We start from the raw sequence: 24,121 nt of genomic DNA on the forward strand, positions 1-24,121 counted from the left end.
CCATGAGCGACAACACGACCCCGAAGCGCCGCCTCCGCTCGCAGGACTGGTTCGACAACCCCGACCATATCGACCTGACGGCACTCTACCTCGAGCGCTTCATGAACTACGGCGTCACGCCGGAGGAACTGCGTTCCGGCAAGCCGGTAATCGGCATTGCCCAGAGCGGCAGCGATCTCACTCCCTGCAACCGGGTCCATGTCGAACTGGTCAAGCGCGTGCGGGACGGCATCCGGGATGCGGGTGGCATTCCGATCGAGTTCCCCACGCATCCGATCTTCGAGAACTGCAAGCGCCCGACCGCGGCACTTGACCGTAACCTCGCGTATCTGAGCTTGGTCGAGGTTCTGTATGGCTACCCGCTAGACGGCGTCGTCTTGACCACCGGCTGCGACAAGACCACGCCCTCGGCGATCATGGCCGCCTCGACCGTCGACATTCCGGCCATCGTGCTCTCCGGCGGACCGATGCTCGACGGCTGGCACGAAGGCGATCTCGTCGGCTCCGGCACCGTCATCTGGCGCATGCGCCGGAAGTTCGCAGCCGGCGAAATAGACCGTGACGAATTCCTTCAGGCAGCGCTCGATTCCGCCCCGTCCGTCGGCCACTGCAATACCATGGGGACGGCCTCGACCATGAACGCGTTGGCCGAGGCGCTCGGCATGTCGCTCACGGGATGCGGCGCCATTCCCGCGGCCTATCGGGAGCGTGGACAAATGGCCTACCGCACCGGTCGCCGGGCGGTGGAACTGGTCTGGGAGGACGTGAAGCCATCCGACATCCTGACCCGCGAAGCATTCCTCAATGCGGTCCGTGTCAATTCCGCGATCGGCGGTTCGACCAATGCACAACCGCATCTTGCCGCGATGGCTAAGCATGCAGGTGTCGAATTTTTCCCGGACGACTGGCAGGTTCACGGGTTCGACATCCCGCTGCTCGCCAATGTCCAGCCAGCCGGCAAGTATCTCGGGGAACGCTATCACCGCGCTGGCGGCACACCAGCCATCATGTGGGAACTGCTGCAGGCTGGAAAGCTTGACGGCAGCTGTCGCACCGTAACCGGCAAGACGGTTGCGGAAAACCTGGAAGGTAGGGAGGCCACGGATCGCGAGGTCATCTACCCGTTCGATCAGCCCCTGAGGGACAAGGCGGGCTTCCTGGTGCTGAAGGGCAATCTCTTCGACTTCGCCATCATGAAGACCAGCGTCATCTCCGAAGGCTTCCGCGAGCGCTACCTGCAGGAGCCCGGACGTGAGGGCGTGTTCGAGGGAAAGGCGGTCGTCTTCGACGGTTCGGAAGACTATCATCATCGCATCAATGATCCGTCGCTCGACATCGACGTGAACACGATCCTGGTGATCCGCGGTGCTGGCCCTCTGGGTTGGCCCGGTTCGGCCGAAGTCGTTAACATGCAGCCGCCGGATCATATCCTCAAGCAGGGCATCATGAGCCTTCCGACAATCGGTGATGGTCGCCAGTCGGGCACGGCAGACAGTCCCTCCATCCTCAATGCCTCGCCGGAAAGCGCGGCAGGTGGCGGGCTTGCCTGGCTGCGCACCGGCGACATCATCCGCATCGACCTCAACCAGGGACGCTGCGACATGCTAGTGGCGCCCGAGGAGATCGAGCGGCGCAAGGCAGAAGGCATTCCGGCGGTGCCCGCAGACGCCACTCCCTGGCAACGCATCTATCGAAAGTCCGTAACACAGCTCTCGGACGGCGCCGTCCTGGAGGGCGCGGCCGACTTCCGGCAGATCGCGAAAACGCCGCCGAGGCACAACCACTAGCATCAGTGAAGGCAGGTTCAGCGGCCGAACAGGATCTTAATGAAGGTCCTGTAGGACAGAACCTGCCTCTCGAGCTGGCCCGGGTCCTTCAACGCCTTCGACATGATGATGGCGCCATCGAAGATGCAGGTCAGCGTTTCGGCAATATCCTCAAGGGACACCTCTTCCCGCGGCGGGTAGACGGCCGCAATCTCTGTCAGATAGCCGTGAAACCGCGCGTTCCACCTGCGGACGGAGGATGCGTTGAGGGCGTGGACCTGATGGTCGAACAGTCGCTCCTGGTAGCAGATGGAAGCAACAAGGCACCCAGGATGGCCTCCGGGCAGATCCCGTGTCATTTCCGCGAGCAGCTTCAGGCCAAGCAGGTATGATTGCAGGGGATCGTCCGTGAGTTCCTGCGCGCGGCCGAAGATCTCGTCGAATATTTCGTCGTTCTCTTCGACGTAGCGCTGCAGCATTGCGCGCGCCAGTTCGTTCTTGTCCCGGAAGTGATAGAAGAAGCCGCTCTTGGTTATGCCGGCCTCTGCGATCACTTCGTCAATCGACGTCGCCGCAAACCCTTTGGCAAGGACCGAAGCCTGCGCGATCTCGAGCAGTCGCTGGCGGGTCGCCTCGCCCTTGGCACGCCTGGGCGCAGGAAATCGCTGTACCGCGGGTGCAGTTTCGGGCTCACCGGACGGCTCACCTAGTCCGACGACTGCGGAAGTCAGCATCTTAACCTCCTGATACTTAGAGAATTTATGTCACGGCAAGTCGAGCTTGACCGCGAGCTTACTATTTCCTGGTCCGTTATGCGGCGAAAACCCGTGGGTCAATACAATGGCCGGCCCCAAGCCGAGAAATACTAACACGGGAGTAACTCATGACAAAATACAGATCACGACTGCCACAACTGGAGGGTGGAACCTTCCTGACGGATGGAGGACTCGAGACAACCCTGCTGTTCCAGCGCGGCATCGACCTGCCGCTCTTTGCATCCTTTCCACTCGTCGATGACGAGCAGGGGCGGCAGGAGCTGACGGAATACTATGAAGCCTACCTGGCAATTGCGAGAGAAAGGGGCCTCGGGTTCATTCTGGACACGCCGACGTGGCGAGCGAACCCGGATTGGGCAGCACAACTCGGCTACAACCTCGAGGGCCTTGCCGCCATTAATCGCCGTTCCGTCGCCTATGTCGCGTCCTTGCGGGAACTATGGGAACGGCCTGGACTGCCGATCGTCCTCAACGGGGTGCTCGGTCCGCGCGGCGACGGCTATAAGGCGGGTTCGATGACCGTCGATGAGGCGCAGTCCTATCACGCCTTCCAGATCGGCGCCTTCGCCGGATCCGAAATCGACATGGTAAGCGCCATCACCATGAACAACGTCGAGGAAGCGATCGGCATCGCCCGGGCTGCGACCGCGGCAGATCTGCCCTGCGTGATCTCTTTCACGGTCGAGACCGACGGCCGGTTGGCGAGCGGGATGGCGCTTCGCGAGGCGGTCGAGGAAACCGATCGCCAGACCGGCGGCACACCGGTCTACTACATGGTCAACTGCGCCCACCCCACGCATTTCGAGGATGCACTCAATCGCGGCGAACGCTGGATAGAACGGATCGGCGGCGTCCGCGCCAATGCTTCAACCAAAAGCCATGCGGAACTGGACGAGGCGACCGAAATCGACATCGGGGATCCCGTAGACCTTGCTCACCGCTACAGCGACTTGCGCCGGAGTTACCCCACGATGCGGGTCCTCGGTGGCTGCTGCGGCACCGACCACAGGCACGTCAGCGCTATCTGCGAAGCGTGTCTGCCGGTTGCGGCGGAGTAGTGGATCCAAGGATAACATCCTCCGCGGTATCGCCGCGGAGGATCATTTACCAAGAGAATTAAACCTAGATTACGGCGCTCATGCCGCCGTCGACATAGATGATCTGGCCATTGACATAGTTGGACGCGTCCGATGCCAGGAAGACGGCAGCACCAACCAGCTCCTCCGGCTTTCCCCAGCGCTTCGAGGGCGTGCGGCCCTTGACCCAGTTGTCAAATTCCGGGTTGTCGATCAGCGCCTGGTTCATGTCCGTCAGCATATATCCGGGGCCGATGGCATTGGCCTGCACGCCATGCTCCGCCCACTCTGCGGCCATCGACTGGGTAAGGGTCTTGATACCGCCCTTGGCCGCGGTATAGGGCGCCACCGTCGCCCGTCCCAGCCCGCTCATCAATGAGCCGATGTTGACGACTTTGCCCTGCTTGCGCGGCAGCATTCGTTTAGCGGCTTCGCGAGAGACAAGGAAGGCGCTGGTCAGATTGGTGTCGATGACGCGTTGCCAATTGGCGCTGTCGAGTTCGACGATCGGCTTGCGGTACTGGATGCCGGCATTGTTGACGAGAATGTCGATTTGCAGCTTCTCGGCATCGAAGCGTTCGAACGCGGCGACGACCGACGCCTCATCGGTAACATCGAAGGCAGCCGTGGTAACGGCAAAGCCGCGGTCGCGAAGTCTTGCCGCACTCTTCTCGAGACGGTCTGCATTGACCCCGTTGAGAATGATGGCGGCGCCAGCTTCCGCAAGTCCGGTCGCGATGGCCAGCCCAAGACCGCGCGACGAGCCGGTCACCAGTGCAGTGCGTTTCTCCAGGCTGAAGAGCGGATTGTTCATGAGCATTGTCTCCCGTGATGCGCAGTCATGGCAGACAGCCATATGCGTCGGTCGGGGACCTTGTCCAGCAAGGCCTGGGAGATCACCGGGGATCGCACAATTGGTCCCCAGGGTTTGCGGCGCCGGAGCATGTCCGGCGCCGCAGGAGGGTTACGCGGCGTTGCGGGCGAAGTCAGCCGTCGGGACTTCCGCAATCGTCTTCAAGACCTGGGAGGCGATCTGGTAGGGGCAGCCCTGCGAGTTCGGGCGGCGGTCTTCGAGATAGCCACGATAGCCATTGTTCACGAAGGAGTGCGGCACGCGGATTGAGGCACCACGGTCGGCAACGCCGTAGGAGAACTTGTTCCAGGGCGCGGTCTCATGCTTGCCCGTGAGACGCATGTGGTTGTCGGGGCCGTAGACGTCGATGTGCTCCTTCCAGTTCCGACCGAAGGCTGCCATCAGGGCCTCGAAATACTCTTTGCCGCCGACTTCACGCATGTACTTGGTCGAGAAGTTGCAGTGCATGCCCGAGCCGTTCCAGTCGGTATCGCCGAGCGGCTTGCAGTGCCATTCAATGTCGATGCCATATTTCTCGCAAAGGCGAAGCAGCAGGTAGCGCGCCATCCAGATCTGGTCGGCGGCTTTCTTGGACCCCTTACCGAAGACCTGAAATTCCCACTGGCCCTTCGCCACCTCGGCATTGATGCCTTCATGGTTGATGCCGGCAGCAAGGCAAAGGTCGAGGTGCTCCTCGACGATCTGGCGAGCGATCGAGCCGACATTCTTGTAGCCCACGCCGGTATAGTAAGGACCCTGGGGGGCCGGGAACCCATATTCAGGGAAGCCGAGCGGACGGCCGTCCTGGTAGAAGAAGTATTCCTGCTCGAAGCCGAACCACGCATCTTCGTCGTCGACGATCGTCGCACGTGCGTTGGAAGGATGCGGCGTGACGCCGTCCGGCATCATGACTTCGCACATGACCAGTGCACCATTGGTGCGGGCGGGGTCCGGATAGATGGCGACCGGCTTCAGAACGCAATCCGAGCTATGACCCTCGGCCTGCATGGTCGAGGAGCCGTCGAAGCCCCAGAGCGGCAACTGTTCGAGCGCCGGGAACGAATCGAACTCCTTGATCTGCGTCTTGCCGCGCAGGTTCGGAACGGGGGTGTAGCCATCAAGCCAAATGTACTCGAGCTTGTATTTCGTCATCGGAACTCTCTCTTCGTGGATACCGCGATCAGATCGCCGTCCGGCCCGGCGCAGCACGCCTGCCGGTTCGGATATTCCCCTTAAGCAACTCTCATGCCAGATTGCACGAAGGTACCTTCCGCGTGTCCTTCGCCCGGCCTCTCCGCCCTTTTCCGCGTCGATACCCCAGTTTCCGCGCCATTGTTTGCAGCTAGTGCTTCCAACCGGCATGAAGCGGAACGCCAACACTCGATCGGCGTTGTTTCATGAGGTGCCTGCCAAGGAAGGTTGGCCAACAACAGAGGCAATACGTGACCACTGAGAGTGCATTTGCGCAAAATATGTGCGATAGTGCCGGCGAAGCCCGTGGGAAGGAAACGACATGACCCCAGGTGTTGACTTCGGATCTGCCCAGATAATTCCTTTTCCGGTCCGGTCGGGCCGGCGGAAAGCTGAAACCGGGAAAGTCGCCGGAGACAGGGTAGCTCAGATTGCGGCCGCTGCCCTTGATACCTGCTGGTACCACGATGAGGCGGTTCGAGACACCAGCCCACCGCCCGTCCGCGACTGAGCAAATCTTGCATCGGATAAAGGCTGACAGACGCCCTTAGACGGCAAGTCTGGCGTCGCCTTCTTTACCTTTTAGCGATCCAAGTTCCGTGACTTGCCGTATCATTCGTCAGAACTGATACCGCGAGAGGATATCGCTCATGTCCGAGGCCTCCAGAACTGCCTGGGTGACCGGCGCCAGCTCGGGCATTGGACGCGCCGTCGCCCTTGGTCTCGCAAGCGAGGGCTGGACTGTTGCTGTAAGTGCGCGCAGCCAGGACAAGCTTGCCGAGCTTGAGGCTGAACACCCCGGCAACATCGTCGCCTACCCGCTGGACGTCACGGATCGCGATGCCACGTTCTTGGTCGCCTCCCGCGTCGAAGCGGCTCATGGTCCGATCGAACTGGCGATATTCTCCGCCGGAAGCTACCGGCGCGACAGCGCCAGGCGCTTCAATTCCCAGGCGCTGGCCGATGTCATGACGCTGAATGTCATCGGCACCGGTCACTGCCTGGAAGCGGTCGTGCCGGGTATGATGGCGAACAGGTCGGGCAGGATCGCCGTCATCGCCTCAGTCGCGGGATATGTCGGGCTTCCGGGCGGCGCATTCTACGGCGCCACAAAGTCGGCGCTGATCACGCTTTGCGAGGGCCTGTACCCGGAGTTGAAACGCGCCGGCGTGCAGCTGAGCGTCATCAACCCCGGCTTCGTCAAAACACCCTTGACCGCAAGGAACGACTTTCCGATGCCGTTCCTGATCGGCACCGATGAGGCCGCGAAAACAATCCTGAGAGGCCTCGCTACGGACCGCTTCGAGATCATCTTTCCATGGAAGATGGCACTGGCGATCAGACTGCTGCGTGCGCTCCCGAGGCCTCTGCTGTTCATGATCACGAAGCGGATGGTGCGGCAGTAGCCAAGATCCGCTACCCGACCTTTAGGTGGAACTGCACGACATCCAACCGCTCGGTCCTGAAGCCGACAGCGCAATATTGCAGGTAGTAGTGCCACATGCGTCTGAAGCGTTCATCGAACCCCAGCGGTGCGATCCGGGACCAGTTCTTGTGAAACGCCTTGTCCCACTGCAGCAGTGTCCGCTCGTAATCTCGGCCGAACCGGAAGCTCCCCGCAACTCGCATCTCTGCTTTTTGGACGGCATCCCCGAAGGCGGAAACGGATGGAAGCATCCCGCCCGGGAAGATGTAGGTCTGGATGAAATCGGCATTCCGTCGATAGTGCTCGAAGCGGTCGTCCGCGATCGTAATGGTCTGAATGACCGCTTCGCCTCCCGGCTGCAGCAGCCGGCGGACGCGATCAAAAAAGATCGGCCAGTTCTCTTCGCCGACGGCCTCGAACATCTCGATCGAGACGATCTTGGTGAATTGCCCCCGGCAGTCGCGATAGTCCTCCAGACGGATTTCCACTCGATCCGCCAGGCCCATGCGTTGCAGCCTATGTTGCGCGTAGGCAGCCTGCTCAGTCGACAGTGTGAGCCCGGTAACGCGGCATCCGGTTTCCCTCGCCGCATATTCGGCAAAGCCTCCCCAGCCACAGCCAATCTCCAGCACATGATCCTCAGGACCGATGCCGAGACTCCTGACGATACGATGGTACTTGGCGCGCTGGGCCGTCTCGAGCGACTGGTCCGCACTGTCAAAGCAGGCCGAGGAGTAGGTCATCGTCTCATCGAGCCAGGCACTGTAGAAATCGTTGCCGAGGTCATAGTGATACGAGATGTTCCGCCGACTGCCTGAGCGCGAGTTCGCGCGAAGCCGGTGGCGCACATATGCCACGAGCTTTCGCAGACCGCTGCCGACAAGAAGCCCCCCCCAAGCGGCGTCATTGGCGACGGCGAGTTCCAGGACAGCTCCCAGGTCGGGAGAACTCCAGTCTCCGTCCAAGTAGGAACGGGCAAAGCCAAGGCTCCCTCCCGCCAGGAGGCGGCGGACTGGACGTGCGTTGGCGAGCTCGATGATCGCACTGGGCCCGGCGGCAGAACCCTCGAAATGTCGTTCTGCTCCACCCGGTAAGCGAAGCGTCAGACGTCCCGCCACGATCATTTCCGCCCAGCGGCAAAGGGCTGCCTGCCAGATCGGCGACCGCGAATATCCGCGGTGGTGGTCGACATGCTGGAGATCCGTCATCACCGCTCCTCCAACTGTACGATCGTCCGGGCATGTGGGTTCAGGCTCCTGATGTGCCGGTGAATGGGCACGCCTTTCAGCCACAGCCGCAGCGCCTCCCAATGAATAGCCGCAGTCACCTTCAACGTCATCAGCGGAAAGCCGATCAATGTGCGCAACAGGCTTGCATCGGACAGTACCCTTCGTTCGCCGGAAAAAGACGCCGATAGCAGAGAGCCCTCGCCGTCCGTTTCCCGTATCGCGATGGCAACCCGAGAGTCTGGCCGTCGCGTGGTAAACTGATACGAGCAGTCCATCGGGATGAATGGCGAGACATACATTTGCTTGCGGCAGGAGTGCCGCACGACGCTCTGCGAACCGCCGTCGATCGGGATCACATAGGTGTGCCGCTCGTGGAACGTGTTGCATACCTCGTAAAGGATCGCCACCAGATCCCCATCCCGCGTTTCGCAGAAATAGACCGTCAGCGGATTGAAGACATAGCCAAACAGGCGTGGGTAGCAGAGAAGACGAATTCGAAGGTCCGCTCGATCCAACCCGGCATCGGTGAGCTGGGCTTCCACCCACTCCCGAAGCTTCCCCGGCTGCCCGGAGCCATGATCCTTGTCCCAGAAGCTGATCAATGCTCTGCGGTTATATCCGAACACCCGAAGATGGCGATCGAGATCCGGCAACTCATCCAGGTCGATGAGGAGAGAGAACACCTTATAGCGAAGCCGGTGTTCCTTCGGTCGATATCGACGGTGCACGACGTCGCCGACATAGATGGCCGATCCTCTGTTCATTCCGCAGCCTCGAGCATCTCGGGCACAAAAATCCGTCCCGACGGTTCAGCAAGTTTCCAGGGTCTTTGGTTGCCGGTCAATCGTTCCGCCACGGCAAGGCCGGCCTGCAGCCCGTCTTCGTGAAACCCGCTCCCGAAATGGGCGCCGCAGAACCACACGCCCCGCCGTCCCTGCAGGGCCCAGATCTGCCGCTGTGCCTGCAGTGCCGCCGCGTCGAACAACGGGTGCTTGTAGTCGAACGTCCGGATGACGTGCTCCTCGGCGATGGTACGGCATGGGTTCAGGGTCACGAACAACGGCCTGCTCGTTTCGAGGTTCTGCAGACGGTTCATCCAGTAGGTTACGCAAAGTTGCCGATCCTCACCGGAAGCTTTCGCGCCGATGTAATTCCAGCTCGACCAGACCTGCTTGCGCTTCGGCATGAGCGACCGGTCGCAATGAAGGACGGCCTGATTGCGCGTGTAGTTAAACCGACCGAGCACATCACGCTCCCGCCGGTCTGCATCGGCGAGAACGGCGAGCGCATCGTCGGCATGGGTTGCCAGGATCACCTGATCGAAGCGGTCGGCATTTCCGGAGGAATCCCTTACGATGACCCGGCCTCCTTCGGATCGAACCTCCGTGACCCGGCTCTTCAAGCGTATCTCGCCTTGGAAATCTCCCATGAGACGCCGGACATACTCCACGCTGCCACCCGTTACCGTCCGCCATTGAGGGCGATCCTTGAGCTGCACCAGTCCGTGATTGATGAAGAAGCGCAGGAAAGCGGTGAGCGGGTAGTCCCGCATGTCCCTCGCTGTGGCAGACCAGATGGCGGCGCCCATAGGCAGCAGATGATCGTCGATGAATGCTTGAGAGTACGCCTCGCGCACCAGGAACTCTCCCAGCGAAAGACCATCGAGATCACGTCTCTGCAGCAACTGAGGCGCGTCCCGATAAAACCGCACCACATCGGACACCATGCGCCAGAAGCGCGGCCGGGCCGCATTGCGCCGCTGGCCGAGCAGCCCTCCGAGACCGGTCCCGGAGTATTCGAAGGAGCCCTCATCCAGCGAGGCCGCGAAGGACATGTTCGTCGCCTCGCTCGCAACGCCGAGATGATCGAACAGCGCAACCAGGTTCGGATAGTTGCGCTCGTTGTAGACGATGAACCCGGTATCGACGGGAACTCGTCCTTCATCGACATCGACGGTCAACGTATTCGAGTGCCCACCAATACGATCCTCGGCCTCGTAGATCGTCACCTCGCAGCTCTTGCTGGCGAGCCAAGCGGCCGACATGCCACTGATGCCCGAGCCGATGACGGCGATGCGCATTGGTCCCACACCGCCCGAAAACTCCAGTCCCATACCTAAAGCCCTACATGATTGATTGATCGCTTCTACGCGCTGGATCGGGCGATGGATCGGCCGACCATCGGAAAGGGCAGCGATTTTTTTATGATCCATCCTGATGCGGCGGGCGTAGAGGGCCGCATGAGCTTGAGCATTCCATTTGCACCCCAGACGTGCCAGAACCATGCATCCGCACCGCTTCGGCGGCGGCGCGCAAGGCAAGGCATAGGTATGACAAAGCCGAAGACACCGGCGAGCAAGGCAGCCGAACCCACACCGGCGCAGCTCGCAACTCTGCTGGTGACCGTGGGACGAGACCGCGACGTGGAGGCGTTCGAAGCGCTTTTCCGGTTCTACGCACCTAAGATCCGCGCCTTCATGGCGCTGAAGACGAAGGATAGACAGGCCGCGGAAGAACTGATGCAGGAAACGATGATGGCGGTGTGGTCGAAGTCGGCCCAGTTCGATCCGGCAAGAGGCACTGTATCCGCATGGGTCTTTACCGTAGCGCGGAATATCCGCATCGACGCCTACCGGCGCAAGCAACCCATGTTCGACCCTCAGGATCCGGCCTTCGTCGCAGACGATATCCCTCCTGCAGACAGCGAGTTCGAACAAGCGCAGGAGGCAGATCTGCTGCGACGGGCACTCTCGACACTCCCGAGCGAACAGCAGGATGTGCTCAAGAAGGCGTTTTTTGAAGACATCCCGCACTCTGCCATCGCGCAGCAGATGAACCTGCCGCTTGGGACCGTGAAATCGCGTATCCGGCTGGCCTTCGCAAAGCTCCGCACGGCGCTGGAGGATCGGCGATGAAGGTACGTCACCACATCAGCGAGGAAATGCTTCTTGATTATGCCGCCGGCACATTGTCGGAAGGATGGAGCATTGCAATTGCCTCTCACCTTGCCCTTTGCCCGGCCTGCCGCAATCACCTCTCTGCCATGGAAGGCGCAGCCGGCGCGCTCCTGGACAAGATTTCGGTGTCAGATGACCTGGGCGATTCATGGAACCGTTTCCGGACGCGCTTGAAGGAGAAGGCAACTGACCCGGAAGCTGCTGCTCCCGGCAACAGCGTGCGGGCAGTTCCCCCTGGCACGCCGAGTGCTGTCCTGCCGGAGCCCTTGCGCTCCTATGTGGGCAGCGATGTGGACGGCCTGAAATGGCGCGCCTTGGGACGCGGCGCCTATCAGATCCGCATTCCAACCAGCGACCCCTCCACGCAGGTTCGCTTGCTCCGTATCCCGGCTGGCAAGCCGGTCCCCGAACACACCCACAGGGGGCGGGAGCTTACGCTCGTGCTGTCGGGAAGCTTCCGCGACGGAAACAAGCTGTTCGAGCGTGGCGATATGGAGGAGGCGGACGATGATCTCCTTCACACGCCGGTGGCGACGGAAGGGGAAGACTGCATCTGCCTCGCCGTCACCGAAGCGCCGCTGAAATTCACGAGCTGGATCGTTCGGATGATCCAGCCGATCCTCAAGATCTGATCCAAGAGCCGGAGAGGTATGTCCGATGCCAGTACCTGTCGTCGCTTATCTTGTCACCGCCGTCGCATTCTTCGCCATTGACGCAATCTGGCTCGGTCGGGTTGCAACCGGTCTCTATCGCGGTTGGCTCGGCAACATGATGCTTGAGCAGCCGAACTTCGCAGCCGCGGGAGCCTTCTACCTCGTCTACGTGGCGGGCATCGTCTACTTCGCCGTCATGCCTGCGCTGGCCACCAACAGCTGGACACAGGCCGCCATCGCAGGCGCGATCCTGGGCCTTGTAGCCTATGGAACCTACGACATGACCAACCTTGCGACTTTGAAGAATTGGCCGCTGGCCATGACCATCATCGATATGGCATGGGGCACCGCCCTGACTTCCTTCGCTGCCACTGCCGGGTTCTTCATCACGCAGAAGATCGCCTGAAGCGACACGAAATGCCTAACTTCAGGGCAGAAGGTTTACATCGAGATGGTCCGCTCTATTCTGCCAGACACTAGCGTCCAGAAGTACGGCGGAGGCGGTTCAGTGAGAGAACCCTACCGCCGGAGGTGAAGCAGGAGGATGTTCACGTGGTGCAGCCCGAATCGGATCTCGAAGGCTGCGCGCGGGAGCCAATCCACATCCCCGGAGCAATCCAGCCACACGGAGCATTGTTCGTGCTCCGCCCCTCGGACATGACCGTCATTCAGGCCAGTGCGAACGCAAGCGATCTTCTCGGATCGAGCCTTACGCTCGGCAAGGGGCTAACAGACCTTGAACCTGCCGTGGAGCGCATCCGGGGATGGTATGAAAGCGGCGAGCCGGCTTTACAGGTAGCTATACCGGACCAGGGCCTGATCCTGATCGCCCATCGCTCCAACGGCCTCATCATTATCGAGGTGGAACAGGCCGAAGAGGCGACGGCTTCCGGTATCTTTTCCGGGCTGCGGAGTTTCATCGAACGTCTGGCTGCCCAACCAGACACGCCCGGCTCCCTCAATGAGACGGTGCGGTTCGTGCAGGAACTCACAGGCTTCGATCGGGTCCTCGCCTACCGTTTCGATGACGCCTGGAATGGCCAAGTCGTCGCCGAGGCCGGGAACGGAAGACTTCCGTCTTATCTGGACCTGCGCTTTCCGGCTTCCGACATACCCGCGCAGGCACGGGCGCTATACGCCACCAATCGGGTTCGCCTTATCCCCGATGCACGCTACGAACCCGTTCCACTCGAGCCCGCTCTCAACCCCGAGACGAACGAGCCGCTTGACCTGAGCTCCGCACAGCTGCGCAGCGTCTCTCCCGTTCATCTTGAGTACATGAGGAACATGGGCACTGCTGCCTCCATGTCGATCTCGATCATGATTGACGGGCATCTTTGGGGCCTGGTCTCCTGCCACAGTGCGCAGCCGCACAAGGTGAGTTCGACGCTTCGGGATCTCTGCGACTTTGTCGTTCAGTCGCTGGCCATGCGTATTGCCGCCCAGGAACGCGCCGCCGAAGCGTCCCAACGAGTTGACCTCAGCCAGGTTACCGGACGGCTGCTTGCCTCCATGAGCGCTAGTTCTGATTGGGTCGAAGGATTGGCGGAAGCCCGTTACGACCTGCTGAGGCAGGTGAGCGCAACAGGTGCGGCAATCATGACCGATGCCCGCTGCATCTGCCTGGGAAGCACCCCGGCCGAGCCGCACCTTCAGGCCATCGTCCATTGGCTGGAACAAAGTGGGGATGCAGAAGAAGTCTTCGCCACGGCCTCGCTGTCTGCCCAATTGCCCTCCGCCACCGACTTCGCCGATACGGCGAGTGGGATTCTGGCAGTCCGACTCTCCAAGCTTTACCCCAGTTGGCTGATCTGGGTCCGCCCGGAGGTCCATCGGACCGTCACGTGGGGAGGCGATCCCCATAAGCACGTCGCCGAGAACGGGCGTATCCATCCCCGCAAATCTTTCGATGCCTGGCAGGAGCAGGTGCGCCTGCAGGCACTACCCTGGACGGCAGCGGAGATCGCGGCAGCACGCGACCTCCGTGCTGCAATTGTGGGGATCGTCCTTCGACGCGCGGAAGAACTCGCGGAGCTGACCAGTGAGCTGCAGCGCTCCAATAAGGAACTGGAGGCCTTCTCCTATTCCGTCTCGCACGATCTGCGGGCGCCATTTCGACACATCGTGGGTTTCGCGCAGCTACTGCGGGAACGCGAGGGGGAACTTGACGAAAAGTCCCGGCACTATCTTAGCAACATATCGGAATCAGCGCTCGCTGCGGGCCGGCTGGTCGACGACCTCCTGAACTTCTCGCACCTCGGACGCACTGCGATCGTGCCCAAGAAGGTGGATATGAACAAGCTCGTCTCGGAAGTGGTCAAGAGCGTGATGTTGACCCAGAGTGAGCGGAAGATCGAATGGCGGATCGCCCCCTTGCCTGTCGCCTGGGGTGACTCTACTCTGCTGCGGCAGGTCTGGTATAACCTGGTCGACAATGCGGTGAAATATACGAGAGATCAGGATCCGGCCGTCATTGCCATTGACGGTTCCGCAGATGCAGAACAAGTCGTTTACCGGATATCTGACAACGGCGTAGGGTTCGACATGGCTTACGTCGGGAAACTGTTCGGGGTATTTCAGCGGCTCCAGCGCGCAGAAGATTTTGAAGGCACCGGCATCGGCCTAGCGCTCGCACGACGCATCATTGAGCGCCACGGCGGATCGATCACGGCAACAGGTGAAGTTGGCAAGGGAGCCGAGTTCGTATTCGCGCTGCCGACACCGGATAGAAAGGGAAGAGCGATTGCCTGAACTGAGACCGATCCTTCTCGTGGAAGACAGCCCGCGGGATCTTGAACTGACGCTCGCGGCCTTGGAGAAATGCCAGCTCGCCAATGAGATCGTGATCGCGCGCGATGGCGCGGAGGCGATCGACTATCTGTTTGGCACGGGCACTTATGAAGGCCGTCTGGATGGCGACCCCACCGTCGTGCTGCTCGACCTGAAGTTGCCCAAGGTCGATGGGCTGGAAGTGCTTGAACGGGTCAAGCACAACGAAAGGCTCCGTCACATCCCCATCGTCATGCTGACATCATCGCGAGAAGAGCAGGACCTCGTTAAGAGCTATGAGCTCGGCGTCAATGCTTTCGTGGTCAAGCCTGTCGAGTTCAACGAGTTCTTCAAGGCCATCCAGGACCTCGGCGTATTCTGGGCGCTGCTGAACGAACCCCCACCCGGATCGCTGCGCAATGGACGTGCATAATCAGCTTCGCCAACCCCGTATCCTGGTTCTCGAGGATAGCCACCTGGATGCGGAACTGATCCGGGAGCACCTGGAGACGCTGAAGCCCGTCCCGGAAATCCGGTACGCGCAGAACCGGAAGACCTACGAAGAGGCTCTCGACGGGGACGACTATGACGTCATCCTCGCAGACTTTTCCCTGCCCGACTTCGACGGCATGAGTGCACTGGAACTGGCCCGCGACGTGGCACCGGAGGTGCCCTTCATCTTTGTCTCCGGCATCCTGGGGGAGGAAGTTGCAATCGAATCCTTCCGACAAGGCGCCACCGACTATGTCCTCAAGCAACGCCTGATAAGACTACCGGCGGCAGTCGAGCGGGCGCTCGCGGAGGCACGCGAACGGACAGAGCGTCGAGACGCCGAGCGTCAGAAGGAACTGCTGGTCCGCGAGCTCAGCCATCGCGTGAAGAACACCATGGCAATGGTGATGTCGCTGGTACGCCGCACGGTGAAGACGAGCTCCTCGCTTGATGATTACGTTGAGAACCTCCTCGGCCGCCTGCGTGCATTGGCCGATGCGCATGCCCTCCTGTTCGAGACGAACTGGAACGAGGCGGAACTGCTGGAAGTCGTCAGGCGGACGCTTGCGCCGCAGGATCGTGGCACCGGACGCGTCCGGATCGATGCCGGGCCGCTAACCTTGCTGGCCCCGAAGGCCGCCCTTGCGCTGAGCATGGTGCTGAACGAACTTGCCACCAACGCCGTGAAGCACGGCGCGCTCTCGAGCGAGCACGGGACTGTCCATGTCAATTGGCAAACAGATAGCAAGGGTGTGTTGACGCTCCGCTGGGAGGAAAGCGACGGGCCTGCGGTCCAGCTTCCTGAAGAAGCCGGGTTCGGCATGACGCTGATCGAACGTAGCGTTCGTTACGAACTGAATGGCGAGGTGCGCCTGGAATATCTCAAGACCGGGCTGGTCTGCGAAATAGGCATCCCCCTCGCAGATCTTTCCGGATAGGCGCGCAAGCCGTCAGTTGCTGGCAGCACGCCGCTCGGGCAAGGACGGGAAATGCTCGTTCATGAGCATTGACATCTTCTGAGGATTCCAGGGCTTTGCGATCAGCGGCAACCCTGCGAGCTTGGCCTTGAGCTCCGGGAGCTCGGCATAGCCGCTGCACACGATCAACGGTATGCCTCGCTCCTGAAGGGCTTCGATTACGGGAAAGGAGAGTTCTCCATTGAGGTTCAGGTCAAGGATCGCGCCATCGATCCTGCCCTCCCGGATGGCAGCAAGCGCCTGCGGGATGCGCGCGAATGGTCCGACAACCTGGTGGCCTTGTTCGATAAGGTAATCCTCCACATCCATCGCCAGGAGAACGTCGTCTTCCAGAACCAGAACATTCATTGCTGCTTATCCATACTCCACTCGCCCGCTTCCGGTGTCGGGACATGGCGAGCTATCTGTCCGCTCAAGACAGCATTTCAAGGCTACCTTAGATCAATCTGCCGCTTTTCCTGCATTGGGTCGCCTTGCTCCTGTACAGTCAGCCACTCGTCCAGGGCCGCAATCACCCGCAACCGAAGACTCCGTCCCTTCGCGAGCGCGCGGACAAGGTCTTTTCCCTTGCCCGGAAAGCCTAGTTCTTCCATCAATGCATCCTGTGAGAGGCGCCGTCGGACCAGGATAGTCTCGATCCGCTTGATCGTATTCGGCAGCAGGTATCGTCCATCCGCAATCAGGTGCCGCTCGCCGATAGCGCTGGAAGCCGGAATCTGCAGTCCCACTTCCGCCCGGAAGGCCTGTCGTTCGCTCTCGGATGCCCTCTTCCATGCCTTCCGAAGCTTGTGGAGTGCCGACCGCGCCTGTTCGCGGTCCTGCACCTCGCCCTGCATCGGAAGCGTTCTCTGTTTCTGCTTCTTCTTCGTCATGCTCTCCGAGCCGAAACTGGCGACAAGCGCCGGATATTGATCTGCTTCAATCCCTCGTAAAGGAGGATGGGCTATGGAGATAGCCGGCGAAGAGGCAGCGTCGGCATGGCGACAGAGCAATTGACCATCCGGGGCCTGGACGAGGATGTCCAGGATCATCATCTTTCCTTTTCCGAGCAAGTCGGCTTCATGGCGTCGGCCTTCTGGCGCACACACGCCAGAGACCGCATCCTCGCCCTCGCGGTTGCCCTGCTGGTGATCATCCTGACGACGGTCTACGCGCAGTATCGCCTCAATCAGTGGAATGTGCCCTTCTACAACGCCATCGAGAGGAGGGATCTGGACGAGTTCATGGTCCAGCTGGGCGTTTTTGCGCTGATCGGAGGCTCTCTCCTCCTGCTGAACGTCGTCCAGACCTATCTGAACCAGATCACTGCCCTTCACATGCGCGAGGGATTGGCACGAGACCTGGTAGACGAGTGGCTAAGGCCTCAGCGGGCGTTGAAGCTTCTTCACATGCGGACAATGGGGGTCAACCCTGACCAACGGCTGCACGAGGATGCCCGAAATCTTTCCGAACTGACCACCTCGCTCGCTATTGGGCTCGTAAACGCAACCATCCTCTTGGTCAGTTTTATCGGCGTCTTGTGGACAATCTCCGAAACCTTCAGCTTCCAGTTTAACGGCGAACGCGTCACCATACCGGGCTACATGGTCTGGGCTGCGCTCGGCTATGCGGGCCTCGCTTCGATCCTCAGCAATATCGTCGGCCGCCGTTTGCCGGATCTGAACGCCGAGCGCTATGCCAAGGAAGCGGAGCTTCGCTTCGCCCTGATGCACACGAACGAGAACATTCTGGCGATCACCCTTGCGAGAGGGGAAGACCGTGAACGCGACCGCGTGCAGAACGCCATCACGGTTGTTCTTCATGTCATCCGCCGGCTCGCCCGAGGATATACGAATCTAACCTGGGTTTCCGCGGGTTTTGGCTGGCTCTCCACCGTCGCGCCGATCCTGATCGCGGCACCCGCCTACTTTGCCGGCCACCTGACCTTCGGCGGACTGATGATGGCGGTGGGCGCGTTCAACCAGGTCTATGGCGCCCTGCGCTGGTATGTCGACAACTTCCGCCAGATCGCCGATTGGAAGGCAACGCTGATGCGGGTCTCGACGTTTCGGAAGGTATTGCTTGCCCTGGATGAGACGCCCGGCGCCGGCGACTTGCGATACCCGCAGACGGAGCAGGATCGCCTGGTCCTGCGGGGAGTTGAACTCTACACCGCGAGCCCCGGCACGCCGCGCAACCACGGTCTGCGTCTCCCCGCCGACGAGACGATCCTCCCGGGCGAGCACATCATGATCAACGGCGACGTCGGCGCCAACCGTCGGCTCCTGTTCGAAGCTCTTGCGGGCATCTGGCCGTGGGGAAAGGGCGAGATTGCCCTGCCGAGTGACGGCCGGATAGTATTCGTTCCTCAACAGGGCTACCTGCCGCATACCCGTCTGCGCGATGTGCTGGCTTATCCGCTCGATTCCGCACTCATGGACGAGGATCGCTTTCGGACTGCACTCGAACGGGTCGGGCTTTCTCCCCTGGTAGCTGCGCTTGACCTGACGGAGCGCTGGGATCGGAAGTTGTCAGAGGAGGATCAGGCGCGCCTGCGGTTGGCGAATCTCTTCTTGATCGAGCCGCGCTGGCTCGTCCTGGACGACATTCTTGAGGGCCTGGAGGCAGACGTTCAGCTGGAGCTGGCCGCGACCCTGGCAGAACTGGACAATGCCGCGATCATCTACATCGGAAGATGCGAAGCTTTCGACAGCGTTCTTAAGCCACGCCAATTGCATCTCCAGCCGCTTGCCGCAGCAAGCCCAATGATCATGCGCGACCGGCAAGGGCGGTCCTGACCGCGGGCACTTCAATTTCTATTGAAGTGTCTGTGCAGGGCGATCGCCCTAGATTGCCTGCTCCGACAATCCGGAGTGATCTACGTGTCTTTCATGCCCCGCCTCCTTCTATCCCTCGCGCTTCTGCCAGGGCTCGTCGCTCCCGCGGCAGCCCAGCAAGCGGAAAGTCAGCCGCCAGGCATCTTCAGCCTCATTCCGGCCGACTCAATCACCGAGCATCGGCTGTCGACTGAAGGCTCGCCACTGGAGTACCAGGCGACTGCCGGCACTCTGGACCTCTACGGTCAGGACGGGAGACAGACGGCAAAGGTGTTCTACACGGCCTATGTGGCTGAGGGCCCGTCACCGCGTCCCGTTACCTTTGCATTCAACGGCGGGCCAGGCGCCGCATCAGCCTACCTCCACCTCGGGCTGGCGGGCCCGAAGGTGGTGGATTTCGGCCTCGACGGCAATAGCGGCACTTCGCCAAGCCTCGTCGACAACCCCGACAGCTGGTTGCAATTCACTGATCTCGTTTTCATCGATCCTGTGGGCACGGGCTGGAGCCGCGCTGCCAGCGATGATGTCGCCCGCAGCTTCTATGGCGTGAATCAGGACGCCGACAGCATCGCCAAGCTGATTGCCCTCTACGTCCAGAAGAACGATCGCTTCCAATCCCCGAAATACCTGCTCGGAGAAAGCTACGGAGGGTTCCGAGCGGCCAAAGTAGCCACTGCTCTGAAGGATAACCAGGGCCTTCTGGTGTCGGGGATCATCATGCTCTCGCCACTTCTCGAAGGTCGCTTCCTCTTCAACTCCGGGGACGATCCTTTGAGCGCGGCGCTGCAACTGCCTGCTCTTGCAGCTGGCGAACTCGAACGACGGGGAGCATTCACGAGAGAGGCGCTGGCCGAAGCGGAACGCTTCGCCATGACAGACTACTTGGTGACGCTCGCCGGACCGCCACTCACCGGGGACGCTGCGGGAGAATTCTATAGCAGGATCTCCACCCTTACCGGCATGCCGGAGAATGTCGTCGCTGATAGCCGGGGGTTCCTGGCGGACGCCTACAGCAAGAACTCCGGGGGGAGCGGGCAGATTGTCAGCCGCTATGACGTCTCCTATGCAAGGCCGGATCCCTATCCGGAAGCCGCCTATGGACGGAACGACGATCCGATCCTAGATGGTTATACGCGCGCCTATGGCGGTGTCTTCGCGTCCTATGCCGAGCATCATCTGGGCTATCGCAGCAGGATGACCTACACGCTCCTCAACGAAGAGGTGAACCGACGTTGGGAATGGAACGGCGATCATGGCGGGGGTGGACGTGCTATCGCGTCTGCTGTGGACGATCTGCGCGATCTGCTATCCGTCATTCCCGAGTTTCGTATGCTCGTTGCCCACGGCTACAGCGATGCGATCACGCCCTACGGGATGAGCCGCTACGTGCTTGACCACCTGCCGCCCCTGCTTGCGGCAGAACGCACCTCTTTGCAGATCTATCGCGGCGGACACATGTTCTACACGGATCCCGCATCGAGGAAGGAGTTCTTCGACGACACAGCCGCCTTCTTCGCAGGAGGCGCGCCGGAGTGAGCATCACCGGCGCGCGATTGACAGGATTTCTAGCTCAGGCGCGCTCCAGCGCTACGGCGACGCCCTGGCCGACGCCGACGCACATCGTCGCAAGTGCGCGCTTCGCGTTTCGGAGCTGAAGCTCGAGCGCGGCCGTACCCGTGATCCGCGCGCCCGACATTCCGAGCGGGTGCCCCAGCGCGATTGCGCCGCCATTCGGATTCACCCGATCCGAATCCTCCGGAATACCCAGTTCGCGCAGCACGGCGATGCCCTGAGACGCGAAGGCCTCGTTCAGTTCGATGATGTCGAAGTCCTGGGGCGATAGGCCGAGGCGGCTGCAAAGCTTCAGCGTCGCCGGAGCGGGGCCAATTCCCATGATCCGGGGTGGAACACCGGCGCTGGCACCACCCAGGATACGAACGATCGGAACAAGCCCGTGTTTTCGTGCGGCGGCTTCCGAAGCGATGATCAGCGCAGCCGCTCCGTCATTGACGCCGGAGGCATTGCCGGCCGTGACCGTGCCACCTTCCTTCTTGAAGGGCGTACCAAGCTTGGCGAGCGCCTCGAGCGTTGTCGCGCGCGGATGTTCGTCCCGCTCGACTACGACCGGTTCCCCCTTCCGTTGCGGGATGGTGACGGAAACGATCTCACGAGCAAGACGGCCATTGCCTTGGGCTTCGGCGGCTCGCGCCTGGGACCGGAGCGCAAATGCATCCTGGTCTTCGCGCGTGACCTGGTAGTCCTCCGCGACATTCTCCCCGGTCTCTGGCATGGAATCGACGCCATACTGCTTCTTCATTACGGGATTGACGAAGCGCCACCCGATGGTCGTGTCGTAAATCTCGGCATTGCGGGAGAAGGCCGTCTCGGCCTTGGGCATGACGAAGGGAGCCCTGCTCATGCTCTCGACACCGCCAGCAACCATCAGGTCAGCCTCACCCGCCTTGATGGCACGCGCTGCCGCGATGACGGCATCCATCCCTGATCCGCAAAGGCGGTTGATCGTGGTACCGCTTGTGGAGACCGGCAGACCGGCGAGGAGAAGCGACATGCGGGCGACATTTCGATTGTCTTCACCGGCCTGGTTGGCGCAGCCGAAGATGACATCATCCACTGCATCCCAATCGACACCGGTGTTTCTCTCCATCAGCGCGCGGAGCGGAACCGCACCGAGATCGTCGGCGCGCACCGTAGATAGGGAGCCGCCAAAACGGCCGATCGGGGTACGAATGTAGTCACAGATGAAAGCTTCGGTCATGGATATCCTCAAAGAGCGGGAACAACGAGATCGGCGACGGGGCCGTCTAGGTGAAGCGGCGCACCGGTCATGGCCTGCAGTTCCTCCAGCGTCATGGCCGCCAGTTTCTCCCGCAGGACGAAGCGCCCACCGACAATGTCCACAACGGCATGGCTCGTATAGACGCGTGTGATGCAGGCAACCCCGGTTAGCGGGAAGGTGCATCGGTCGACAAGCTTCGGCTCGCCCTTCTTCGTCACATGCTCGGTGATGACGCAGACCTGCTTGGCGCCATGCACCAGGTCCATCGCACCACCGACAGCCGGAACGCCCTTGGCGCCGACGCGCCAGTTGGCGAGGTCGCCGTTCTGCGCCACCTGGTAGGCGCCAAGGATCGCCACATCCAGATGACCGCCGCGAACCATGGCAAAGCTGTCGGCATGGTGAAAGAACGCTGCGCCCGGCTTCAGGGTAACGGCCTTCTTGCCGGCATTGATCAGGTCCCAGTCCTCTTCTCCTTCCGGCGGCGCTTCGCCGAAGTCGAGGATACCGTTCTCAGTATGGAAGATCGCCTGGCGCCCGGAGGGCTGGTATCGCGCAACCATCTCCGGAAATCCGATCCCCAGGTTCACATAAGCGCCGTCGGCGATGTCCTGCGCCGCCCTCCAGGCGATCTGGGCGTTGGAGAGTTTGATGTCTTCGCGAGTGTTGACGGGGATTTCGGCGGTCATACGTAGGCCACTCCGGCTCGAATAAGGTCTTCTTCCTGTCGGGGCTGGCTTACCTCGACAACGCAGTCCACGAAGATCCCTGGCGTTACGACATGCTCCGGGTCGATACCGCCGGGAGAAACGATCCTCGTCACCTGTGCGATTGTCATTGACGCGGCCATGCACATCAGCGGATTGAAGTTCCGGCCAGCCTTGTTGAAGGTCAGGTTGCCGTGGGTATCGCCAACCTGTCCTTTCACGAGGGCGAAATCCGCCTTCAGCCAGCGCTCCTGTACATAGTGGCGGCCATCGAATTCGGCGGTCGGCTTACCCTCCGCAAGCTCGGTGCCGTAGGCGGTGGGTGTATAGAAGGCAGGGATACCGGCCCCGCCTGCGCGTATGCGTTCCGCAAGCGTCCCCTGCGGCACCAATTCCAGTTCTATCTCGCCCGCGAGATACCGATCGGTGAAGGCGCGCGGGTCGGTGGAGCGCGGGAAGGAGCAGATCATCTTCCGCACCATCCCGGCATCGATCATCGCTGCAATCCCGATCCGGCCATTGCCGGCGTTATTGTTGATGACGGTGAGACCCTTCGGCCCCTTGTCGATTAGGGCGTGGATAAGCTCGATCGGCGCGCCCGACCCGCCGAAGCCGCCGATCATGATGGTGGCACCGTCTTCGATCCCAGCCACGGCGTCTGCAATGCTTGCGACAGACTTGTCCATGTAATCCTTCCTGTCTCCGTTGCGTCAGGAGTACCGGGACGGCCTCTCGACATCAACCAATTTGTGCGCTATTCGACGTTTGTTCGTATATCGCACATGAAGGCGCATGCGATGCGTGAGACTGACTTACTTGGTGGGTTTGCAAAGGGCCTCCGGGTCCTGGAAGCCTTCGCCGATGCAAGGCCGAAACTGTCGATTGCGGATGTCGCGAGGCTGACGGGCCTGGACCGTGCCACCACGCGCCGCTGCCTGCTCACCCTCGCTCACCTCGGCTATGCGGATTACGACGGGAAGTTCTTCTCGCTGACCCCACGCGTGCTCCGCCTTGGTCATGCCTACCTTTCGGCGACACCCCTGCCGCGGATCGTGCAGCCGCATCTCGACCGTCTCTCGCAGGACGTCGCGCAAAGCGCCTCGGTCAGCGTCCTGGACGGCAGCGAGATCGTCTATGTCGCACGGGCGTCATATCAACGGGTAATGTCCATCAATCTCATGCCTGGAAGCAGGCTGCCCGCTTATTGCGCCTCGATGGGCCGGGTGATGCTGGCGGCCCTGCCGCCCGAGGAGGCATTGGTGCGGATCCGTCAGAGTGAGCTCTGCGCCTTCACTCCCTCGACATTAACGGAGCCTGAAGACCTGATGGACGAGCTTGTCCGGGTTCGGGAGCAAGGCTACGCCATCATCGACCAGGAGCTTGAGTTGGGTCTCTGCTCCATCGCCGTGCCCCTGAAGGATGAACGGGGACAGGTTCTCGCGGCGCTCAACATCGGTGCATCCGCTGCGCAGATCCCTGCCGGTGAACTAGCCGGCCACTTTCTCGCGCCACTTAGGAAGACCGCGGACGTACTGGGACCGATGCTTCGGTAAGGTCGAGGGCGCAACGTCCCGCTCACGGTTTGGTGACCGACCGTGAATTGCCGCCGGTGGCTGGCTGGCGCTAATACCGGGGAC

General features: G+C 61.2%; 24 protein-coding genes. 13 read left to right on the plus strand and 11 right to left on the minus strand.

What is annotated here, in order from left to right:
- Positions 1 to 2: 2 nt before the first annotated feature.
- The gene (locus FN060_RS01710) at positions 3 to 1,787 is read left to right on the plus strand and encodes an IlvD/Edd family dehydratase (protein WP_142586604.1); all 1,785 of its coding nucleotides are present in this window, start codon (positions 3 to 5) and stop codon (positions 1,785 to 1,787) included.
- 17 nt (positions 1,788 to 1,804) lie between these two features.
- Here FN060_RS01710 and FN060_RS01715 read toward each other — a convergent pair whose 3' ends face one another.
- Complete coding sequence (locus FN060_RS01715; RefSeq protein WP_142586605.1) at positions 1,805 to 2,500, minus strand: TetR/AcrR family transcriptional regulator; 696 nt, start codon at positions 2,498 to 2,500, stop codon at positions 1,805 to 1,807.
- A 149-nt stretch (positions 2,501 to 2,649) separates the two neighbouring features.
- Here FN060_RS01715 and FN060_RS01720 point away from each other — a divergent pair, with 149 nt between their 5' ends.
- Complete coding sequence (locus tag FN060_RS01720) at positions 2,650 to 3,600, plus strand: homocysteine S-methyltransferase family protein (RefSeq protein WP_142586606.1); 951 nt, start codon at positions 2,650 to 2,652, stop codon at positions 3,598 to 3,600.
- A gap of 64 nt (positions 3,601 to 3,664) precedes the next feature.
- On the opposite strand, the gene FN060_RS01725 is transcribed toward FN060_RS01720, so the two are convergent.
- Both FN060_RS01725 and FN060_RS01730 read right to left on the minus strand, forming a co-directional pair.
- A complete protein-coding gene (locus FN060_RS01725; protein ID WP_142586607.1) occupies positions 3,665 to 4,432 on the minus strand; it encodes an SDR family oxidoreductase in 768 nt (255 codons plus the stop codon).
- A gap of 150 nt (positions 4,433 to 4,582) precedes the next feature.
- Positions 4,583 to 5,623 (minus strand): glutamine synthetase beta-grasp domain-containing protein, encoded by a 1,041-nt coding sequence (locus FN060_RS01730; RefSeq protein ID WP_077548851.1) that lies wholly within the window; start codon positions 5,621 to 5,623, stop codon positions 4,583 to 4,585.
- Positions 5,624 to 5,984: 361 nt separating this feature from the next.
- Between FN060_RS01730 and FN060_RS01735 the strand changes: the two genes are divergently transcribed.
- Both FN060_RS01735 and FN060_RS01740 read left to right on the plus strand, forming a co-directional pair.
- Positions 5,985 to 6,173: a DUF2735 domain-containing protein gene (locus FN060_RS01735; RefSeq protein ID WP_142586608.1), complete on the plus strand. Its 189-nt coding sequence runs from the start codon at positions 5,985 to 5,987 to the stop codon at positions 6,171 to 6,173.
- Between the two features lie 139 nt (positions 6,174 to 6,312).
- Positions 6,313 to 7,068 carry an SDR family NAD(P)-dependent oxidoreductase gene (locus FN060_RS01740; protein ID WP_142586609.1) on the plus strand — a complete coding sequence of 252 codons (756 nt, stop codon included), beginning with the start codon at positions 6,313 to 6,315 and terminating at the stop codon, positions 7,066 to 7,068.
- Between the two features lie 10 nt (positions 7,069 to 7,078).
- On the opposite strand, the gene FN060_RS01745 is transcribed toward FN060_RS01740, so the two are convergent.
- The 3 genes from FN060_RS01745 to FN060_RS01755 are packed head-to-tail and all read right to left on the minus strand — an operon-like array spanning position 7,079 to position 10,397.
- Positions 7,079 to 8,296 (minus strand): SAM-dependent methyltransferase, encoded by a 1,218-nt coding sequence (locus FN060_RS01745; protein ID WP_077548848.1) that lies wholly within the window; start codon positions 8,294 to 8,296, stop codon positions 7,079 to 7,081.
- Positions 8,296 to 9,081: a DUF1365 domain-containing protein gene (locus FN060_RS01750; protein ID WP_142586610.1), complete on the minus strand. Its 786-nt coding sequence runs from the start codon at positions 9,079 to 9,081 to the stop codon at positions 8,296 to 8,298. The genes FN060_RS01745 and FN060_RS01750 overlap by 1 nt, the downstream gene beginning before the upstream one ends.
- Entirely contained in the window at positions 9,078 to 10,397 is a 1,320-nt protein-coding gene (locus tag FN060_RS01755) for an NAD(P)/FAD-dependent oxidoreductase (RefSeq protein ID WP_244665658.1), read from the minus strand. Before FN060_RS01755 ends, FN060_RS01750 begins: the two co-directional genes overlap by 4 nt.
- A 249-nt stretch (positions 10,398 to 10,646) precedes the next feature.
- Here FN060_RS01755 and FN060_RS01760 point away from each other — a divergent pair, with 249 nt between their 5' ends.
- The 6 genes from FN060_RS01760 to FN060_RS01785 all read left to right on the plus strand — a co-directional run bounded on the left by FN060_RS01760 (position 10,647) and on the right by FN060_RS01785 (position 16,125).
- Complete coding sequence (locus tag FN060_RS01760; protein WP_142586612.1) at positions 10,647 to 11,231, plus strand: RNA polymerase sigma factor; 585 nt, start codon at positions 10,647 to 10,649, stop codon at positions 11,229 to 11,231.
- Positions 11,228 to 11,905 (plus strand): ChrR family anti-sigma-E factor, encoded by a 678-nt coding sequence (locus FN060_RS01765; RefSeq protein WP_142586613.1) that lies wholly within the window; start codon positions 11,228 to 11,230, stop codon positions 11,903 to 11,905. Before FN060_RS01760 ends, FN060_RS01765 begins: the two co-directional genes overlap by 4 nt.
- 25 nt (positions 11,906 to 11,930) lie before the next feature.
- Positions 11,931 to 12,332: a DUF2177 family protein gene (locus FN060_RS01770; protein WP_142586614.1), complete on the plus strand. Its 402-nt coding sequence runs from the start codon at positions 11,931 to 11,933 to the stop codon at positions 12,330 to 12,332.
- Between the two features lie 146 nt (positions 12,333 to 12,478).
- Positions 12,479 to 14,677 carry an ATP-binding protein gene (locus FN060_RS01775; protein ID WP_142586615.1) on the plus strand — a complete coding sequence of 733 codons (2,199 nt, stop codon included), beginning with the start codon at positions 12,479 to 12,481 and terminating at the stop codon, positions 14,675 to 14,677.
- Positions 14,670 to 15,128 carry a response regulator gene (locus FN060_RS01780; protein ID WP_142586616.1) on the plus strand — a complete coding sequence of 153 codons (459 nt, stop codon included), beginning with the start codon at positions 14,670 to 14,672 and terminating at the stop codon, positions 15,126 to 15,128. The genes FN060_RS01775 and FN060_RS01780 overlap by 8 nt, the downstream gene beginning before the upstream one ends.
- Positions 15,115 to 16,125 (plus strand): sensor histidine kinase, encoded by a 1,011-nt coding sequence (locus tag FN060_RS01785; protein ID WP_142586617.1) that lies wholly within the window; start codon positions 15,115 to 15,117, stop codon positions 16,123 to 16,125. The genes FN060_RS01780 and FN060_RS01785 overlap by 14 nt, the downstream gene beginning before the upstream one ends.
- A 12-nt stretch (positions 16,126 to 16,137) precedes the next feature.
- On the opposite strand, the gene FN060_RS01790 is transcribed toward FN060_RS01785, so the two are convergent.
- Complete coding sequence (locus tag FN060_RS01790; protein WP_142586618.1) at positions 16,138 to 16,512, minus strand: response regulator; 375 nt, start codon at positions 16,510 to 16,512, stop codon at positions 16,138 to 16,140.
- 83 nt (positions 16,513 to 16,595) lie between these two features.
- Positions 16,596 to 17,036, minus strand: a complete 441-nt coding sequence (locus FN060_RS01795) for a hypothetical protein (protein WP_142586619.1) — start codon at positions 17,034 to 17,036, stop codon at positions 16,596 to 16,598.
- A gap of 105 nt (positions 17,037 to 17,141) precedes the next feature.
- Between FN060_RS01795 and FN060_RS01800 the strand changes: the two genes are divergently transcribed.
- Complete coding sequence (locus FN060_RS01800) at positions 17,142 to 18,941, plus strand: ABC transporter ATP-binding protein/permease (RefSeq protein WP_142586620.1); 1,800 nt, start codon at positions 17,142 to 17,144, stop codon at positions 18,939 to 18,941.
- A gap of 93 nt (positions 18,942 to 19,034) precedes the next feature.
- Entirely contained in the window at positions 19,035 to 20,516 is a 1,482-nt protein-coding gene (locus tag FN060_RS01805) for a S10 family peptidase (protein ID WP_142586758.1), read from the plus strand.
- Positions 20,517 to 20,550: 34 nt separating this feature from the next.
- Here FN060_RS01805 and pcaF read toward each other — a convergent pair whose 3' ends face one another.
- The 3 genes from pcaF to FN060_RS01820 are packed head-to-tail and all read right to left on the minus strand — an operon-like array spanning position 20,551 to position 23,170.
- Positions 20,551 to 21,756, minus strand: coding sequence for a 3-oxoadipyl-CoA thiolase (gene pcaF, locus FN060_RS01810; RefSeq protein WP_142586621.1), 1,206 nt, complete (start codon positions 21,754 to 21,756; stop codon positions 20,551 to 20,553).
- Between the two features lie 8 nt (positions 21,757 to 21,764).
- Positions 21,765 to 22,466, minus strand: coding sequence for a CoA transferase subunit B (locus FN060_RS01815; RefSeq protein WP_210310667.1), 702 nt, complete (start codon positions 22,464 to 22,466; stop codon positions 21,765 to 21,767).
- The gene (locus tag FN060_RS01820; RefSeq protein WP_142586622.1) at positions 22,463 to 23,170 is read right to left on the minus strand and encodes a 3-oxoacid CoA-transferase subunit A; all 708 of its coding nucleotides are present in this window, start codon (positions 23,168 to 23,170) and stop codon (positions 22,463 to 22,465) included. The genes FN060_RS01815 and FN060_RS01820 overlap by 4 nt, the downstream gene beginning before the upstream one ends.
- Before the next feature lie 111 nt (positions 23,171 to 23,281).
- Here FN060_RS01820 and FN060_RS01825 point away from each other — a divergent pair, with 111 nt between their 5' ends.
- Entirely contained in the window at positions 23,282 to 24,037 is a 756-nt protein-coding gene (locus FN060_RS01825; protein WP_142586623.1) for an IclR family transcriptional regulator, read from the plus strand.
- The last annotated feature ends 84 nt before the right edge of the window (positions 24,038 to 24,121 follow it).

This window comes from Pseudorhizobium halotolerans, from assembly GCF_902153235.2.
Taxonomy (GTDB): domain Bacteria; phylum Pseudomonadota; class Alphaproteobacteria; order Rhizobiales; family Rhizobiaceae; genus Neorhizobium; species Neorhizobium flavum.

What these genes read in the sequence shown, in the direction of transcription:
- FN060_RS01710 (WP_142586604.1), top strand. Translation starts at nt 3, where the DNA reads ATGAGCGACAACACGACCCCGAAGCGCCGCCTCCGCTCGCAGGACTGG.
- FN060_RS01715 (WP_142586605.1), bottom strand. Translation starts at nt 2,500, where the DNA reads ATGCTGACTTCCGCAGTCGTCGGACTAGGTGAGCCGTCCGGTGAGCCC.
- FN060_RS01720 (WP_142586606.1), top strand. Translation starts at nt 2,650, where the DNA reads ATGACAAAATACAGATCACGACTGCCACAACTGGAGGGTGGAACCTTC.
- FN060_RS01725 (WP_142586607.1), bottom strand. Translation starts at nt 4,432, where the DNA reads ATGAACAATCCGCTCTTCAGCCTGGAGAAACGCACTGCACTGGTGACC.
- FN060_RS01730 (WP_077548851.1), bottom strand. Translation starts at nt 5,623, where the DNA reads ATGACGAAATACAAGCTCGAGTACATTTGGCTTGATGGCTACACCCCC.
- FN060_RS01735 (WP_142586608.1), top strand. Translation starts at nt 5,985, where the DNA reads ATGACCCCAGGTGTTGACTTCGGATCTGCCCAGATAATTCCTTTTCCG.
- FN060_RS01740 (WP_142586609.1), top strand. Translation starts at nt 6,313, where the DNA reads ATGTCCGAGGCCTCCAGAACTGCCTGGGTGACCGGCGCCAGCTCGGGC.
- FN060_RS01745 (WP_077548848.1), bottom strand. Translation starts at nt 8,296, where the DNA reads ATGACGGATCTCCAGCATGTCGACCACCACCGCGGATATTCGCGGTCG.
- FN060_RS01750 (WP_142586610.1), bottom strand. Translation starts at nt 9,081, where the DNA reads ATGAACAGAGGATCGGCCATCTATGTCGGCGACGTCGTGCACCGTCGA.
- FN060_RS01755 (WP_244665658.1), bottom strand. Translation starts at nt 10,397, where the DNA reads ATGCGCATCGCCGTCATCGGCTCGGGCATCAGTGGCATGTCGGCCGCT.
- FN060_RS01760 (WP_142586612.1), top strand. Translation starts at nt 10,647, where the DNA reads ATGACAAAGCCGAAGACACCGGCGAGCAAGGCAGCCGAACCCACACCG.
- FN060_RS01765 (WP_142586613.1), top strand. Translation starts at nt 11,228, where the DNA reads ATGAAGGTACGTCACCACATCAGCGAGGAAATGCTTCTTGATTATGCC.
- FN060_RS01770 (WP_142586614.1), top strand. Translation starts at nt 11,931, where the DNA reads ATGCCAGTACCTGTCGTCGCTTATCTTGTCACCGCCGTCGCATTCTTC.
- FN060_RS01785 (WP_142586617.1), top strand. Translation starts at nt 15,115, where the DNA reads ATGGACGTGCATAATCAGCTTCGCCAACCCCGTATCCTGGTTCTCGAG.
- FN060_RS01790 (WP_142586618.1), bottom strand. Translation starts at nt 16,512, where the DNA reads ATGAATGTTCTGGTTCTGGAAGACGACGTTCTCCTGGCGATGGATGTG.
- FN060_RS01795 (WP_142586619.1), bottom strand. Translation starts at nt 17,036, where the DNA reads ATGACGAAGAAGAAGCAGAAACAGAGAACGCTTCCGATGCAGGGCGAG.
- FN060_RS01800 (WP_142586620.1), top strand. Translation starts at nt 17,142, where the DNA reads ATGGCGACAGAGCAATTGACCATCCGGGGCCTGGACGAGGATGTCCAG.
- FN060_RS01805 (WP_142586758.1), top strand. Translation starts at nt 19,035, where the DNA reads ATGCCCCGCCTCCTTCTATCCCTCGCGCTTCTGCCAGGGCTCGTCGCT.
- pcaF (WP_142586621.1), bottom strand. Translation starts at nt 21,756, where the DNA reads ATGACCGAAGCTTTCATCTGTGACTACATTCGTACCCCGATCGGCCGT.
- FN060_RS01815 (WP_210310667.1), bottom strand. Translation starts at nt 22,466, where the DNA reads ATGACCGCCGAAATCCCCGTCAACACTCGCGAAGACATCAAACTCTCC.
- FN060_RS01820 (WP_142586622.1), bottom strand. Translation starts at nt 23,170, where the DNA reads ATGGACAAGTCTGTCGCAAGCATTGCAGACGCCGTGGCTGGGATCGAA.
- FN060_RS01825 (WP_142586623.1), top strand. Translation starts at nt 23,282, where the DNA reads ATGCGTGAGACTGACTTACTTGGTGGGTTTGCAAAGGGCCTCCGGGTC.